Raw genomic sequence first — 15672 nt, 5'->3', positions numbered from 1 at the left:
GATAATCAGGCTCTGAAGGTCGACCAATAGAAAAAAGGCCCGCCTGCGAGGCGAGCCTTATTATTGATTGTAACCGAGGTTACAACTGCACTTAGCGCGAATTATACAGAGTAGTACAGTTCGAACTCTAGTGGGTGTACTGCTACGTTCACGCGCTCTACATCTTTAGATTTCAGATCGATGTAAGAGTTGATGAAGTCATCAGAGAATACGCCACCTGCAGTCAGGAACTCACGGTCTTCGCTCAGGCATTGCAGAGCTTGTTGCAGAGATTCTGCAACTTTTGGAATTTCTGCCGCTTCTTCTGCCGGTAGATCGTACAGGTCTTTATCCATTGCTTCGCCTGGGTGGATCTTGTTCTTGATACCGTCAAGACCAGCCATCAGCATTGCTGCAAACGCCAGGTATGGGTTCGCTGCTGGATCGCCGAAACGAATTTCGATACGACGTGCTTTAGGGCTTGGTACCACTGGGATACGGATAGACGCTGAACGGTTACGTGCAGAGTATGCCAGCATAACTGGTGCTTCGAAGTGAGGAACCAGACGCTTGTATGAGTTAGTCGCTGGGTTAGCGAATGCGTTGATTGCACGAGCGTGTTTGATGATACCACCGATGTAGTAGATCGCCATTTCAGACAGACCGCCGTACTTGTCACCTGCGAACAGGTTAACGCCGTCTTTTGCCAGAGATTGGTGCACGTGCATACCTGAACCGTTGTCGCCAACTAGTGGTTTAGGCATGAAAGTCGCTGTTTTACCGAATGCGTGAGCAACGTTATGAACAACGTACTTGTAGATTTGGATTTCGTCTGCTTTAGCAGTCAGAGTGTTGAAACGCGTTGCGATTTCGTTCTGACCCGCTGTTGCTACTTCGTGGTGGTGTGCTTCAACAACCAGACCCATTTCTTCCATGATCAGACACATAGCTGAACGGATGTCTTGAGATGAGTCAACTGGCGCTACTGGGAAGTAACCGCCTTTCACACCTGGACGGTGACCTTTGTTACCGTTTTCGTATTCAGTGCCTGTGTTCCATGCAGCTTCCACGTCATCAATCTTGAAGAAAGAACCTGACATGTCAGTAGAGAATTTCACGTCGTCAAACAGGAAGAAACTCTGGCTCTGGACCAACCAGAACAGTGTCTGCGATACCAGTTGAACGCATGTACTCTTCAGCGCGTTTTGCGATAGAGCGTGGGTCACGGTCGTAGCCTTGCATAGTTGCAGGCTCAAGAATGTCACAACGGATGTTCAGTGTTGCGTCTTCTGTGAATGGGTCTAGTACAGCAGATGATGCATCCGGCATCATTACCATGTCAGATTCGTTGATACCTTTCCAGCCAGCAACTGATGAACCATCGAACATTTTACCTTCTTCGAAGAAGTCTGCGTCGATTTGGTGAGCAGGAATAGAGATATGTTGCTCTTTACCTTTTGTATCTGTGAAGCGTAGGTCAACAAACTTAACTTCGTTTTCTTGGATCAGCGATAGAACGTTTTCTACTGACATCTTGGATAACCTCCAGTGTTAATAAAGCGGTTTGGGCTCGAATCAAAGTGAAACCAGCATTGCTTAAGGCTGCACTATTTCTTAAGCAATGCTGATTTTACTAAGCTAATATCGTGCCAATTTCTTAAGTCCCGTAATTTCAAGGCTTTGCAAGTGTTTGGTTCTTTTTGGTGCTTTTCATTGCACCATAATGATCCCATACTGCACTTTAGTGGTGCATGTTAGTTTTTGCTGCACCAATTTATAACAAAGCGAACACTATTCAGCCGATTATTTCTGTGATTGTCAATTGTCTTTTCTGCTCCAGGACGGTTTGTGTTCATTTCAATTCGCGACTAGGCTCTAAATGTGCGAAATCCACAGGGTCAGATCACATATTTCTAGGCTTTTCGCCAAAATCTGGTACATTATTGGCCGTTTTTTTAACCAAACTCAGGTACTGGTTTGCACTTCCGTAAACCGGGCCATTTGTGTAATTAAGTGAAGCAAAATTCCATGGCTACTCAGATTGAAAAACTAAGAAACATCGCGATCATCGCGCACGTTGACCACGGCAAAACGACCCTGGTAGATAAACTGCTCCAGCAATCGGGCACGCTAGAGTCGCGCGGTGACGTTGAAGAGCGAGTCATGGACTCGAACGACATCGAAAAAGAGCGTGGTATTACCATCCTGGCGAAGAACACAGCGATCAACTGGAATGATTTCCGTATCAACATCGTTGACACTCCGGGACACGCGGACTTCGGTGGTGAAGTAGAGCGTATTATGTCGATGGTAGACTCTGTACTGCTGATCGTTGACGCGGTTGACGGCCCAATGCCACAAACCCGCTTTGTAACGCAGAAAGCGTTTGCTCACGGTCTGAAGCCTATCGTTGTTATTAACAAAATCGACCGCCCTGGCGCGCGTCCAGACTGGGTTATGGACCAGGTATTTGACCTGTTTGATAACCTGGGCGCGACTGACGAACAGCTGGACTTCCAAGTGGTCTACGCATCAGCACTGAACGGCTGGGCATCTCTGGAAGAAGGCGAAACCGGCGAAAACATGGAACCGCTGTTCCAGGCAATCGTTGATAACGTTGAATCACCAAACGTTGACCTTGATGGGCCACTGCAGATGCAGATTTCACAGCTGGATTACAGCTCTTACGTTGGTGTTATCGGTGTTGGCCGTGTAACCCGTGGTAGCGTGAAGCCAAACCAGCAAGTGACTGTAATCAGTGCTGATGGCAAGAAACGTAACGGCAAAGTGGGTACTGTTTCTGGGTTACCTGGGTCTGCAACGTTCTGAAACTGACCTGGCAACTGCTGGTGACATTGTTGCGATCACCGGTCTGGGTGAGCTGAAAATCTCTGACACCATCTGTGATGTGAACACAGTAGAAGCTCTGCCTGCACTGACAGTTGATGAACCAACCGTTACTATGACTTTCCAGGTAAACACTTCTCCGTTCGCGGGTAAAGAAGGTAAGTTCGTGACTTCACGTAACATCCTTGAGCGTCTGGAAAAAGAACTGGTACACAACGTAGCACTGCGTGTTGAGCAAACTGACGATCCAGATAAATTCCGTGTATCTGGCCGTGGTGAACTGCACCTGTCTATCCTGATTGAAAACATGCGCCGTGAAGGTTTTGAGCTGGCAGTATCTCGTCCGGAAGTAATTCTGCGCGAAGAAGACGGCCAACTGATGGAACCGTTTGAAACTGTGACTATCGACGTACTGGAAGAGAACCAGGGCGGTATCATGGAGAAAATCGGTCTGCGTAAAGGCGAACTGAAAGACATGTCTCCAGACGGTAAAGGTCGTGTACGTCTTGACTTCGTGATGCCATCACGTGGCCTGATCGGCTTCCAGACTGAGTTCCTGACTCTGACTTCTGGTACTGGTCTGCTGTACCATACATTTGACCACTACGCACCGCACAAAGGTGGCGAAATCGGTCAACGTATAAACGGCGTACTGATCTCTAACGCAACCGGTAAAGCACTGACTTACGCACTGTTTAACCTGCAAGAGCGTGGCCGTCTGTTCGCAGAACACGCGGATGAGGTTTATGAAGGTCAGGTAGTGGGTATCCACAACCGCTCTAACGACCTGACAGTAAACTGTCTGAAAGGTAAGCAGCTGACCAACGTACGTGCTTCTGGTACTGATGACGCTCAGGTTCTGACTCCTGCGATCAAATACACGCTGGAACAGGCTCTGGAGTTCATCGATGATGACGAGCTGGTGGAAGTAACACCGAAGAGCATCCGTATCCGTAAACGTCACCTGACTGAGAACGACCGTAAACGCGCTGCGCGTAAGTAATCGTTCACCGGATTAAAAAAAGCCCTCATCTGAGGGCTTTTTTATTGTCTGGCACCATGAGCGGAGTAACCGGGGCGGTCTATCGGAACACAGCGGCCCGTCCGGTATTTGTAGTCATTACTGTTTTAACTGGCTGAGGAACTGATCTGACTCGGCAATTGCAGCATTCATCTGGCTGATCGCACTGCGGATATCTTTCTCCAGTGAGGCGAATTCACCCTGCAGCGAGCCGACCGCGCTGGCGTTGAGGTTGTGCTTGAGATACAGAGTATTGTCACGCAGTGTATTGAGCACAGGTTTCATTGTCTGTTCAGCCTGTTTCATCGCTTTAAGCATAGTCTGGTACGATGCCTGGGTTTGTTTCAGCTTCTGCTCGCTGGCGCGGCGCAACTTGCTGCTGGTATACAGCGACAACTCTTGCTGCCATTCGGCAAATAATGCCTCGGAAACATCTTCGATTGCGGCGATACGATCGCGCACATCCGCAGCAGCGTCTTCGCTTTGCTGATACTGATCGTTGATACGCTCATAGGCGCTTTCCAGCTCACCACCGTCAAACTGGGTAAAGGCTGACAGGGCTTCGAGCGCGCTGGTCAGTTTCCTGCTGAGCGTCTTTCTGTGAGTCTTGTGCGGCTTCAACCCGGTCAACCATGATGTCACGTTTATGGTAGCCGACTTTTTCCATTGCCGAATAATACGCGCTCTGGCAACCGGTCAGGGTGAAGACAGATAACAAGATGGCCAACAAGTAAGGCATCATGAACTCCTTTCTATTAAAATAATTGCATTGTAACCTGATATGGTCAGCATACCGTATTCAACGCCGCTTTACTGGTCGATTTAGTGATAACTGATGATTTAGTGATAACTGATGATTTAGTGATAACTGATGATTTAGTGATAACTGATAGTGGTGTTCAATAAACCGGTTCAGTTTGTGTATCGCACTGCATTGTGTGTAATCTGGCTGCGTTGCGTGTCACACTAAGAGCTATGATCCGCTACAATTTCAGAACCTTATCTGTCAGATAATTCAAATGTTCATATGATCACCCAGCCAGGTTGGTCATTCAGGGACGGATATCGTTAAATGGGAGAAACACCTTGAACATCCAGTTACTGGTCAAGCATAGCCTGTTATTCGGCCGTTATTTATTTGCCCGTATGGGGCACGACAGAGTCAATGTGAACGCCGGCTATCTGGCTTACATCACCTTGCTGTCTATCGTGCCGATGTTGACTGTGCTGCTGTCGATCCTCTCTTCGTTTGCCATTTTTGATAACGTCGGCGATGAAGTGCAGGACTATGTGATTACCCATTTCGTCCCGGCGGCCGGTGATGCGGTGCGCACCGCGTTAGCCGAATTTGTCACCAATACCGGAAAAATGACCGCGGTGGGCGGTATGTTCCTCTTTATCGCGGCGCTGACACTGATCTCGAACATCGATAAAAATCTGAACTATATCTGGCGGGTGCGCAAAAAGCGCCGTCTGGTCTTTTCATTTTCGATGTACTGGATGATCCTGACTCTGGGGCCTATTCTGGTCGGTGCCAGTATCGCGGTGACATCGTACATTACGTCACTCAAGCTGTTGGATAATGAAGCGCTGACCGGCGCGTTTAATTTTTTCCTCGCTCGTCTGCCGTTGCTGCTGTCCTTTTTTGCCTTTTCGGGGCTGTACCTGCTGGTGCCGAATAAAAAAGTCGTTATCTGGCATGCGGTCTCCGGTGCTTTGGTCGCGGCCTTGCTGTTTGAACTGAGTAAGAAAGGTTTTGCTGCTTACATCACTCAGTTTCCGTCTTACCAGCTGATTTACGGCGCGCTGGCGGCGATTCCGATTCTGTTTGTCTGGGTGTACCTGTGTTGGCTGATCGTGCTGATTGGGGCTGAAGTGACCGCGGCGCTCGGTGAGCGTGATGAGTGGAGTGACGAGCCAGACATGCTAAACTCAGCGCTCAATTCCCCAACCCAACCACAAGGAAAAGAGCAGAGTGATAGCCTTGATTCAACGAGTAAGTGAAGCGGCAGTAAGCGTCGAAGGTGAAATTGTCGGCGAGATTGAACAGGGTTTACTGGTATTGCTCGGGGTCGAGCGTGAAGATGATGAAGCGAAAGCGAAACGCCTGATGGAACGGGTGACCAGCTACCGCGTATTTGAAGATGAAGCCGGCAAGATGAACCTGAGTGTCAAAGATGTCGGCGGCAGTGTGCTGGTGGTCTCGCAATTTACCTTGCCGGCAGACACTAAAAAGGGCACCCGGGCCGGATTTTCCCGTGGCGCTCATCCGGAGGAAGCGGAACGCCTGTACGACTATTTCTCCGATTTGTGTACCCAGGTACTACCGACACAGCGTGGCCGTTTTGCCGCGGATATGAAAGTGTCATTGATTAACGATGGACCGGTAACCTTCTGGTTACAGGCTTAACTACGGCTCGTGAGAGCCTGCGGGAACCGACTCTATGTTTAAACTTATTACGCCGAATACGGATAATCAGCTCAATAAGTATTTTCATTTTCGCTGGCAGATGCTGCGTGAGCCGTGGCGGATGCCGCTCGGGTCTGAGCGGGACGAATACGATGCCATGAGTCATCACCGCATGATTGTTGACGGACGTGGCCGGCCGATGGCGATTGGGCGTCTGTACATTACCCCGGACAGTGACGGCCAGATTCGTTACATGGCGGTGAAAGCGAACCGGCGCAGCAAAGGGATGGGATCACTCATTCTGGTCGCGCTGGAGTCGCTGGCGCGTCAGGAAGGGGCCAAGCGGCTGGTGTGTAATGCGCGCGAAGATGCGATCAAGTTCTATGAGAAGAACGGCTTCGAGCGCCGTGGTGAACTGACGGATGAACGCGGGCCGGTCCGTCATCAGCAAATGGTCAAACACCTTGATCCGATGGCGGATGTGCTGCGCAAACCAGAATGGTGCACTGAGCTGCAGGAAACGCTGGGGCGAGCATATTCCGATCAGTGAAAAAATGGGCATTAAGGTACTGCAGTACACCGGCTACCAGTTCCAGTGCGGTGCCCAGCTGAATCCCAACCTTAACCCGCACAACACCATGTTTGCCGGCTCTGCGTTTACTCTGGCCACTCTGACTGGCTGGGGCATGGCCTGGCTGCTGATGCGTGAACGCAATCTGGAAGGGGATATTGTGCTGGTGGATAGCCGTATCCGTTACCGCCATCCGGTGGTATATAATCCGGTGGCATCCACTTCTTTAGATGGCATCAGTGGTGACCTTGACCGTCTGGAATCCGGGCGTAAAGCGCGGATTGTCATGCGCGTGATCATCGCCAGCGGCGACAAGGACGCGGTCGAGTTTACCGGAACCTATATGCTTATCCCCGATTATCAGTCTATTCTCGAGCACGCTCGCGACTGAGTGTGTCTGCACACGCTTTGGCTGGCAGTGTTTCTTCTGCCTGCTGGTTACGCAGCAGGTCGAAGCGGGTTTGCTGACAGCCTTGGCGCAACTGCAGTTCAAGTGTCCCTTGCTGCGGGGAAACTAAGTCGATAGTTCCTTGCAGACGCGCATCGAGCCCTGGCCCCGCTAGCGGCGCCGCGTTAAGCTGTATCCGTCCGCGGTCAGCGCTGACGTTCAGCCTATCCAGCGTAAACGGCTGAACCACTAGTTGATTGGTCTGTTGTGTGGTTAGTATGCCGCGACGTAAACCCAGTTGCAGCTCGCCACTGAGTGAATGAGCCAGCATGGAATAATCGCCGGCCAGTCCTTCGGCATTGAGATCCAGATCCGCCAGAGCATCCACACTGAAAGGCAGCGTCAGCCAGTGGTGCAGCTCGGTCAGCGGCAGTCCGTCAGTATGCAGCGCCACTTTCCACGGCGCGCTGTCGGCTGCGAAATTCCATTCCGCATTGGCATCGATATAGCCTTTTTCCAGTGGCAGAAACGCGCGATCCAACGACCAGCGACCATTATCACTGTGCATTTCAATAATGCCCTGGCTGCTGAGCACTGAACCGATACTGGCGTTATTGGCGCTGATGCTGGCGGAGCCTTGCCACAGCCCCCATTTGCCATCCCGAATCAGCTCGGTATCGCGGCCTTCGGCATTGAGTCCGGTCAGCTGCCAGGCCGGAGTATGTTGCAGTTGGATCAGCTGCAGGTTGTGCAGATCAAATTGATCAATTTGCAGCGATTGCCAGTTGCTCAGATCCAGACTGAGCCAGTGCCAGTCGCTGTCTTGTTCGCCAAACCACTTCAGACCACGTGCCGTTAGGTGGTGCAGGTGCAGCTGATTGGGCGTCACTTCACCACTCAGTTGCAGGCTGCCTTGCAACACCTCACTGGAAAAGTCGCTGATTTGGATCTTGTCTGGTTCGAAGTCCAGTTTAAAGCTGGGTTCTACCCATTGCAGGCCATGGCTGGTAATGCTGTCCGCATTGAGCGACAGATAACCTTGCTGCTGTTGCCACCAGGTATGGCCTAACTGCAGATTTTCCGCCGACAGGGCCACGTTGGTCATCTCGCTGCCGGCCACGCGTAGATTGCTGTTGAGAATATCCAGGCTGTTGATGCGCGTGATATGGCTGCTTAGTAATGACCACCAAGGAGCCGTGAGTTGAGTGAGGTCCTGATCCAGGTTGAGCTGGTTGATGGTGACATTAACCAGTGACCAGCCTTGCGGATACTGCTCAGCCTGACCGGAGAATTGGCCGCCGCGCCAGATAAAAGAGGCGCCGTAAACCGTGCTGTCGGCAGGCTGGTAGTCAGCATCGACTAACACGTTGTCGATGGCTTCACTGTGCCAGTAAAACTGCTCGGCAGACAGCTGCAACTCACCATAGGGCAGGCGTTGTACCGCGCTGTGCCAGGAAGGTTTTTTAACCTGCAGGTTAACGCCGCGAGCAATCAAACCATCCATTGCAAAATCAATATTGTGCAGTGCCAGTTGGTTGAGTTTCAGTTCGGACAGAAAAGGGTGGCTGGGCAGCCCAGCAGAGAAATTGGCTCCATCGAGCAGCAGGCTGTCGATGACCCATTGGTCATCCTGCCAGGGCCGGGCGCTGAGCCAGACATCCACCTGCTGGAAGTGGAGTGGCTTTTCATCTTGCTCCAGGGTGACATCCTGCAGGCGGAAATGACGCGGATAGTCGTATTCTAACCGGGTGAATGTCAGCTCGCCGGGCCATAAATGGTCGGTTAACCATTGAGCTGAAGGCGTCAGGTAACGGGTATGCATCAGGCCAAATGTGGCCAGTATCAGCACCAGCAACAGTGCGATTAATCCCATCCCTAACGCGAGCAGCTTTTTCATAGTTTCCTGACTGAGTGACGTTGCTTAAGAATCACAGCTTGGAACAATTTTACTCAGGCTTCAACAAAAAAGCCCCTCAAAAGAGGGGCTTGTTGGCAAGTTTTCGTTTTCAGTCCAGCTGAGGGCCGGCGGAAACCAGCGCTTTGCCTTCGGCATTATCCGTGTACTTGGCAAAGTTATTGATAAAGCGGGTCGCCAGATCCTGGGCTTTGCTTTCCCATTGCAGCGGATCGGTGTAGGTATCGCGTGGATCAAGGATAGACGCATCGACGCCTGGCAGCGCGGTCGGCACCTCAAGGTTAAAGATAGGCACCTGTTTGGTCTCTGCCTGCTCAATTGAGCCATCCAGAATGGCGTCAATAATGCCACGGGTATCTTTGATCGAAATACGCTTACCAGTACCGTTTCCAGCCGGTGTTCACCAGATAAGCTTCTGCGCCTGCGGCTTCCATGCGTTTGACCAGCACTTCTGCGTATTGAGTCGGATGCAGGGTCAGGAAAGCGGCACCGAAACAAGCCGAGAAGGTTGGTGTCGGTTCGGTGATACCACGTTCAGTACCGGCCAGCTTGGCGGTAAAACCGGACAGGAAGTGGTACTTGGTCTGCTCCGGAGTCAGTTTGGACACCGGAGGCAGTACCCCAAACGCATCGGCTGACAGGAAGATCACTTTGTTCGCGTGGCCGCCTTTGGAAACCGGTTTAACGATGTTATCGATATGGTAGATCGGGTAGGAAACACGGGTATTCTCCGTTTTCGAACCGTCATCGAAGTCGATGGAGCCGTCACCACGCACGGTGACGTTTTCCAGCAGAGCGTCACGGCGGATAGCATTGTAAATATCCGGTTCCGCTTCTTTGGACAGCTTGATGGTTTTGGCGTAGCAACCGCCTTCGAAGTTGAAGACACCATCGTCATCCCAGCCGTGTTCGTCATCGCCAATCAGCGCGCGCTTCGGATCGGTGGACAGGGTGGTTTTACCGGTGCCGGACAGACCAAAGAAGATCGCCACGTCACCATCCTGGCTCATGTTGGCACTGCAGTGCATCGAGGCGATGCCTTGCAGCGGCAGGAAGTAGTTCATCATCGCGAACATACCTTTTTTCATCTCGCCGCCGTACCAGGTGCCGCCGATGAGCTGCATTTTTTCGCTCAGGTTGAATACAGTGAAGTTCTCAGAGTTCAGCCCTTGCTGCTGCCAGTTCGGGTTGGTGCATTTAGCACCGTTCATGACGACAAAATCGGGTTTAAAGCCCGCCAGCTCATCTTTGGCCGGGCGGATGAACATGTTGGTCACGAAGTGGGCCTGCCAGGCGACCTCGGTAATAAAGCGCACGCACAGGCGGGTATCGGCGTTGGCGCCACAGTAACCGTCGACCACAAACAGGCGTTTACCTGACAACTGCTGGCTGACCAGAGATTTCAGGTCATTCCATACTGCCTGGCTAATCGGTTTATTGTCGTTCTTGGCTTGGTCAGACGTCCACCACAAGGTGTCACGGGTGGTGTCGTCATTAACGATGAATTTATCTTTTGGTGAGCGGCCAGTGAAGATGCCGGTGTCTACTGCCACGGCCCCCAGTTCGGTGACCACGCCTTTCTCGTAGCCTTCCAGATCCGGACGGGTTTCTTCTTCAAACAGTAACTCGTAACTCGGGTTACGAATCACTTCGCTGACATCGGTGATGCCGTATTGGGTAAGATCAAGTTGTGCAGCCTTTGTTTGTTCGATAACAGTCATAGGTGCTCCTTATCGGGAATTTGTAGGGATTTTTATAATGTTTGTATTTTTTCTGCTCACCATGCTAGCAACGGGGTCGGGAAAAAACAGGGAGATGGGTCAAAAATTAACCACGCCTGATTTGTGGTTTTAGGTAACCCGTCACATATTGCTGGCGGGCCTATTTTATATTGCGCTTTGGCGTCAGTACCAGAGCAAAACGATTATTAATTCCCGGAAATTAAGTAGGGTATTCTGCAGGGTGGCGTGTTGATTTTGTTGGGTTTTTATGGGTTTCGATCACAAAAAAAGCCAGCATTAAGCTGGCTGTAAGACTGTTTTGACGTGCTTGTTAATCCGTAAGAATTAATGCTTGATCTGAGAATCTGAATCCTGCTGGGCGAACAATTCAAACACTTGAGTGGAATCAAACGAGTAGGTGGTACCGCAGTAATCACAATGCAGGTTCACCGCGCCGTCTTCGGCCAGAATCTGGTTCAGCTCATCACGAGCTACGGTAATAATGGCTGCCGCACTGCGCTCACGTGAGCAACCACACAGGAATTCGACGGCCTGAGGTTCAAACAGCTGGACTGTTTCCTGGTTGTAGAGACGGTAGAGTACTTCGTTCGCTTCAAGGCTGAACAGCTCTTCATTTTTCACGGTCGCAGTCAGTTGCGCCAGGTGATCGAAGTCGTCGGCGGAGCCGGTGCCGTCAGGCATGATTTGCAGCAGCATGCCGGCGGCGTGCAGTTTGCCGTCCAGCTGACCGGTGCGGATCCAAAGACGGGTCTTCAGCTGCTCTGAACGCATGAAATAAGCTTCCAGCACTTCAGCCAGATTGTCTCCTTCCAGACCAACCACACCCTGATAGCGTTCGCCTTTCTTTGGCTCGATAGTGATCACCATGTGGCCTTTGCCCATCATATCATGCAGGCTGGCATTGTCGGCAATCTCACCGTCCCAGCGCGCTACACCGCGAACTTTCTGGTTATTGTCACCATTGATGACTGCCAGAGAAACCGGGCCGTTACCCTGCAGTTGCATGGTGATCGAACCTTCAAATTTCAGGGTCGCAGTCAACAGCGTGGTTGCGACCAGCAGTTTCGCCCAATAACTGTTGCAGCGGAGCTGGGTATTCCTTGCTGCTGATAATATGCTGATACGTGTCGTCCAGTTGTACCAACTCGCCACGTACCGACAGATCGTCAAACAGGTAGCGGTGTAATGTGTTTTTAGACTTTGAGCTTGTCGTCATAAGGAATAGTCCGGCTCGTTATTGATGTTTAAATTTCAGCAGATCGCGACGCTGTTTCTTATCCGGGCGGCGATCCGGTGCTGGATTGTGGGCATTCAGCTTGCGTGCCAGTGCCTGCTTTTCACGCTTTTCAACACTGTCGGCAGTTTCTGAATAAAGGGTCTGCGCCTCGGGGGCACCTCGTCTTTGTTCGGAAACTCTTTCTATAACAACGGTTTTTTCTTCGTTGCCCTGACGCAAGGTGATGATCGCACCGAGTTCAACCAGCTTGCTGGGTTTGGTTCGCTGGCCATTATAGTGAACTTTGCCACCATCGACCATATTCCGCGCCACCGAGCGGGTTTTATAAAATCGCGCGGCCCATAACCATTTATCGAGACGCACTGCTTCAGATGGGGAACTCATGCTGGCAAATTACCTCTAAATTCATTATTTTGCTGCGTTAATGCGGTTTACAATGGAGTCTGAGTCACAGTTTTTCAAGGTTGCGGACAATTTTAATCTAACTGAAAAGAAGTGTTCCTCGGTTGTGATATATTGCTATATTTTATTTAAAGCCCTGAAATACAAGGCTCCGACTAATAAAAAACATGACGTTAGCGTTTAAAACGGAACCAAAGGACACCGAAGTGGAGCGTATCAGTTTTCAACCGCTGGCATCCGTCAACTGGATGCAGCGCCTTTCCGGCTGGCAAAAGCCGCTGAGTGTTTGGCTGGCAGTGCTGTTTATTGCGCTTTCCGCCTGGATTGTCGGCAAGATGGTGTGGATGTTTCACGGCGAGCAAACCGCCGTGTCAGCCTGGGCACCCTCTGTGACTTCGCGCCAGACCAATCAAACCAATTTTGACCTCACGAACCTGCAACAAGGTGCTATTTTTGGCCGCTACAGCGAAAAAGTGGCGCCGGTAGCCACTCCGGTCAAAGTCGACGCGCCGAAAACCCGTCTTAACCTTGTGCTGGTGGGTGTAGTGGCCAGTTCTGAACCAACCCAGAGTCTCGCGGTCATAGCTAACCGTGGCCAGCAGTCGACCTACGGCTTGAACGAAGTGATTGAAGGCACACGGGTCAAACTGAAAGCTGTTTTGCCGGATCGTGTCATTATTGATAATTCTGGTCGTAACGAGACCCTGATGTTGGAAGGGTTGGACTATTCTAAATTGAATACGGCCCAGCCAGAGCGACGTGCGCGTAACAGTGCTGAGACAGGCGCCAATGATCAGGAAGACAAACTGGCAGCCATTCGCGCTGCAGTGGCGAACAATCCCAGTGAGATCTTCCAGTATGTGACGATGTCGCAGGTTAAGCAGGATGATCAAATCTTGGGCTATCGTGTCAGCCCGGGTAAAGATCGGGCACTGTTTGAAGCCGTCGGGCTGCAAAACGGCGACATTGCCACCCAAATTAATGGTCTGGATCTGACCGATCCGGATGTGATGAGCAAAATTTTTGAGTCCGTGTCTGATTTGACCGAGCTTAACCTGACCGTAGAACGAGATGGACAGCAACATGACATCTATATTCAGTTTTAATTTTCACCTTTGTTTAAAGGTTGAGGGAGTCTCCCGTGAAGCATTGGCTTAACAAAAGTGCGTGGCTGCTCGCCATGAGTCTGGCGGCATCGCCAATGGCACTGGCAAATGAATTCAGTGCCAGTTTTAAGGGCACTGATATTCAGGAATTCATCAACATCGTCGGTCGCAATCTCGAAAAAACCATTATTGTTGACCCTTCTGTTCGCGGCAAAGTCGATGTACGCAGTTATGACACCCTGAATGAAGAGCAGTACTACAGCTTTTTCCTCAATGTGCTGGAAGTGTACGGGTTTGCCGTGGTTGAGATGGACAACGGTGTGCTGAAAGTGGTCAAGTCGAAAGACGCCAAAACCTCTGCCATTCCGGTGCTGGGTGACAGTGACCGTATGGATGGCGACAGCGTTATCACTCAGGTCGTGGCGGTAAAGAATGTCTCGGTGCGCGAGTTGTCACCGCTGCTGCGTCAGCTGATTGATAACGCGGGTGCCGGTAACGTGGTGCATTATGACCCGGCCAACATCATTCTGATCACCGGCCGCGCGGCAGTGGTCAATCGTCTGGCTGACATCATTCGCCGGGTCGATCAGGCTGGCGACAAAGATATTGAAGTGGTGGAGCTGAAAAATGCGTCCGCCGCTGAAATGGTGCGTATTGTCGAGGCGCTGAATAAAGCCAATGACACGAAAAACACCCCTGAATTCCTGCAGCCGAAGTTTGTGGCGGACGAGCGCACCAACTCAATCCTTATTTCCGGCGACCCGAAAGTACGCCAGCGCCTCAAACGTTTGATCAATAAGCTCGACGTCGAAATGGCAACCAAGGGCAACAACCGGGTGGTGTACCTCAAGTACGCCAAAGCCGAAGATATGGTTGATGTACTAAAAGGGGTATCAGAAAACTTGGTGGCGGAGAAAAAAAGTGGCCAGCCGGGTTCTTCGGCCAAGCGAGATGATGTGATGATTGCCGCGCACGCCGACACCAATGCGATCGTGTTGACCGCACCACAGGATATTATGAGTGAATTGCTGGATGTGATTTCCCAGCTTGATATTCGTCGAGCCCAGGTGCTGATTGAAGCGCTGATTGTGGAAATGTCGGAAGCCGATGGGATGAGTCTGGGCGTTCAGTGGGGCTCGCTGGAGAGCGGCTCTGCGATTCAGTTCAGCAACAGTGGTGCCTCAATCGGTAATGTGATGGTAGGTCTGGAAGAGGCTAAGGATCAAACAACAACGGAATACTACTACGATGGCAACGGTAACCGTGTGCCTTACTCGGTTACGGAATCCGGCGACTATTCAACTTTGGCATCGGCTTTATCCGGCGTGAATGGTGCAGCAGTGAGTGTGCTGATGGGTGACTGGACCGCGCTGATCAATGCGGTGTCGAGTAACTCCACCACCAATATTCTGTCTTCACCAAGCATTACCGTGATGGATAACGGTGAAGCGTCATTTATCGTTGGTGAAGAAGTGCCGGTCATCACCGGTTCTACTGCCGGCTCGAATAATGATAACCCGTTCCAAACCGTGGACCGCAAAGAAGTTGGTATCAAGCTTAAAGTGGTGCCGCAAATCAACGAAGGCGACTCGGTGCAGCTGTCGATTGAGCAGGAAGTCTCCAACGTGCTGGGGGCTAACGGCGCGGTCGATGTGCGTTTCGCCAAACGTCAGCTCAATACCTCAGTGATGGTGCAGGATGGCCAGATGCTGGTGCTGGGTGGTCTGATTGATGAGCGGACCGCAGAAAGTGAATCGAAAGTACCGCTGCTGGGCGATATCCCGATTCTGGGCCAGCTGTTTACCTCCACCAGTACTCAGGTTGAAAAACGTAACCTGATGGTGTTCATCAAGCCGACCATCATCCGTACCGGTATGACGGCTGACGGCGTGACCCAGCGTAAATATAACTACATTCGCGCTGAGCAGTTATTTAAAGCCGATAAAGGGCTGAAACTGATGGATGACAACAATATTCCGGTGTTGCCGAAATATGGTCAGGATCGTATGCATCCGCCGGAAATTCAGGCCTTTTTAGAACAGATGGAAGAGTAA

At 51.2% G+C, this 15672-nt stretch carries 6 protein-coding genes and 6 pseudogenes; 6 read left to right on the top strand and 6 right to left on the bottom strand.

Going from position 1 to position 15672, the window contains the following annotated elements; genetic code table 11:
* Positions 1-101: 101 nt before the first annotated feature.
* Positions 102-1512, bottom strand: a pseudogene (glnA, locus tag ABDK09_22725) (glutamate--ammonia ligase).
* A gap of 495 nt (positions 1513-2007) precedes the next feature.
* Between glnA and typA the strand changes: the two are divergent.
* A pseudogene (gene typA / locus ABDK09_22720) lies at positions 2008-3829 on the top strand (translational GTPase TypA).
* A 117-nt stretch (positions 3830-3946) separates the two neighbouring features.
* On the opposite strand, the pseudogene ABDK09_22715 reads toward typA, so the two are convergent.
* Positions 3947-4586 (bottom strand): annotated as a pseudogene (locus ABDK09_22715) (DUF2959 domain-containing protein).
* Positions 4587-4933: 347 nt separating this feature from the next.
* Between ABDK09_22715 and ABDK09_22710 the strand changes: the two are divergent.
* The 3 genes and pseudogenes from ABDK09_22710 (at position 4934) to ABDK09_22700 (ending at position 7219) form a co-directional block, all read left to right on the top strand.
* Positions 4934-5851: a virulence factor BrkB family protein gene (locus tag ABDK09_22710; protein ID XAW89445.1), complete on the top strand. Its 918-nt coding sequence runs from the start codon at positions 4934-4936 to the stop codon at positions 5849-5851.
* Positions 5823-6257, top strand: a complete 435-nt coding sequence (gene dtd, locus ABDK09_22705) for a D-aminoacyl-tRNA deacylase (protein XAW89444.1) — start codon at positions 5823-5825, stop codon at positions 6255-6257. The genes ABDK09_22710 and dtd overlap by 29 nt, the downstream gene beginning before the upstream one ends.
* Positions 6258-6291: 34 nt before the next feature.
* Positions 6292-7219: pseudogene (locus tag ABDK09_22700) on the top strand (bifunctional GNAT family N-acetyltransferase/hotdog fold thioesterase).
* Here ABDK09_22700 and ABDK09_22695 read toward each other — a convergent pair.
* From ABDK09_22695 to hslR, 4 genes and pseudogenes are all read right to left on the bottom strand, one after another.
* Positions 7194-9113: an AsmA family protein gene (locus ABDK09_22695; GenBank protein XAW89443.1), complete on the bottom strand. Its 1920-nt coding sequence runs from the start codon at positions 9111-9113 to the stop codon at positions 7194-7196. The pseudogene ABDK09_22700 and the gene ABDK09_22695 overlap by 26 nt on opposite strands.
* A gap of 109 nt (positions 9114-9222) precedes the next feature.
* Positions 9223-10852, bottom strand: a pseudogene (pckA, locus tag ABDK09_22690) (phosphoenolpyruvate carboxykinase (ATP)).
* A 345-nt stretch (positions 10853-11197) separates the two neighbouring features.
* Positions 11198-12089 (bottom strand): annotated as a pseudogene (gene hslO, locus ABDK09_22685) (Hsp33 family molecular chaperone HslO).
* 18 nt (positions 12090-12107) lie between these two features.
* The gene (gene hslR, locus ABDK09_22680) at positions 12108-12494 is read right to left on the bottom strand and encodes a ribosome-associated heat shock protein Hsp15 (GenBank protein ID XAW89442.1); all 387 of its coding nucleotides are present in this window, start codon (positions 12492-12494) and stop codon (positions 12108-12110) included.
* 266 nt (positions 12495-12760) lie between these two features.
* Here hslR and gspC point away from each other — a divergent pair, with 266 nt between their 5' ends.
* Entirely contained in the window at positions 12761-13618 is an 858-nt protein-coding gene (gspC, locus tag ABDK09_22675) for a type II secretion system protein GspC (GenBank protein XAW90807.1), read from the top strand.
* 35 nt (positions 13619-13653) lie between these two features.
* Positions 13654-15672 (top strand): type II secretion system secretin GspD, encoded by a 2019-nt coding sequence (gspD, locus tag ABDK09_22670; protein ID XAW89441.1) that lies wholly within the window; start codon positions 13654-13656, stop codon positions 15670-15672.

Origin of the sequence: Vibrio sp. CDRSL-10 TSBA (assembly GCA_039696685.1) — a bacterium.
Lineage (GTDB): Bacteria > Pseudomonadota > Gammaproteobacteria > Enterobacterales > Vibrionaceae > Vibrio.
The sequence above is the reverse complement of the archived record's forward strand: the minus strand, read 5'-3'. Positions and strand labels throughout refer to the sequence as shown.

Bases quoted from the DNA above. Each gene is read 5' to 3' on its own strand.
- gspC (XAW90807.1), top strand. From the start codon at position 12,761: ATGCAGCGCCTTTCCGGCTGGCAAAAGCCGCTGAGTGTTTGGCTGGCA.
- ABDK09_22695 (XAW89443.1), bottom strand. From the start codon at position 9,113: ATGAAAAAGCTGCTCGCGTTAGGGATGGGATTAATCGCACTGTTGCTG.
- hslR (XAW89442.1), bottom strand. From the start codon at position 12,494: ATGAGTTCCCCATCTGAAGCAGTGCGTCTCGATAAATGGTTATGGGCC.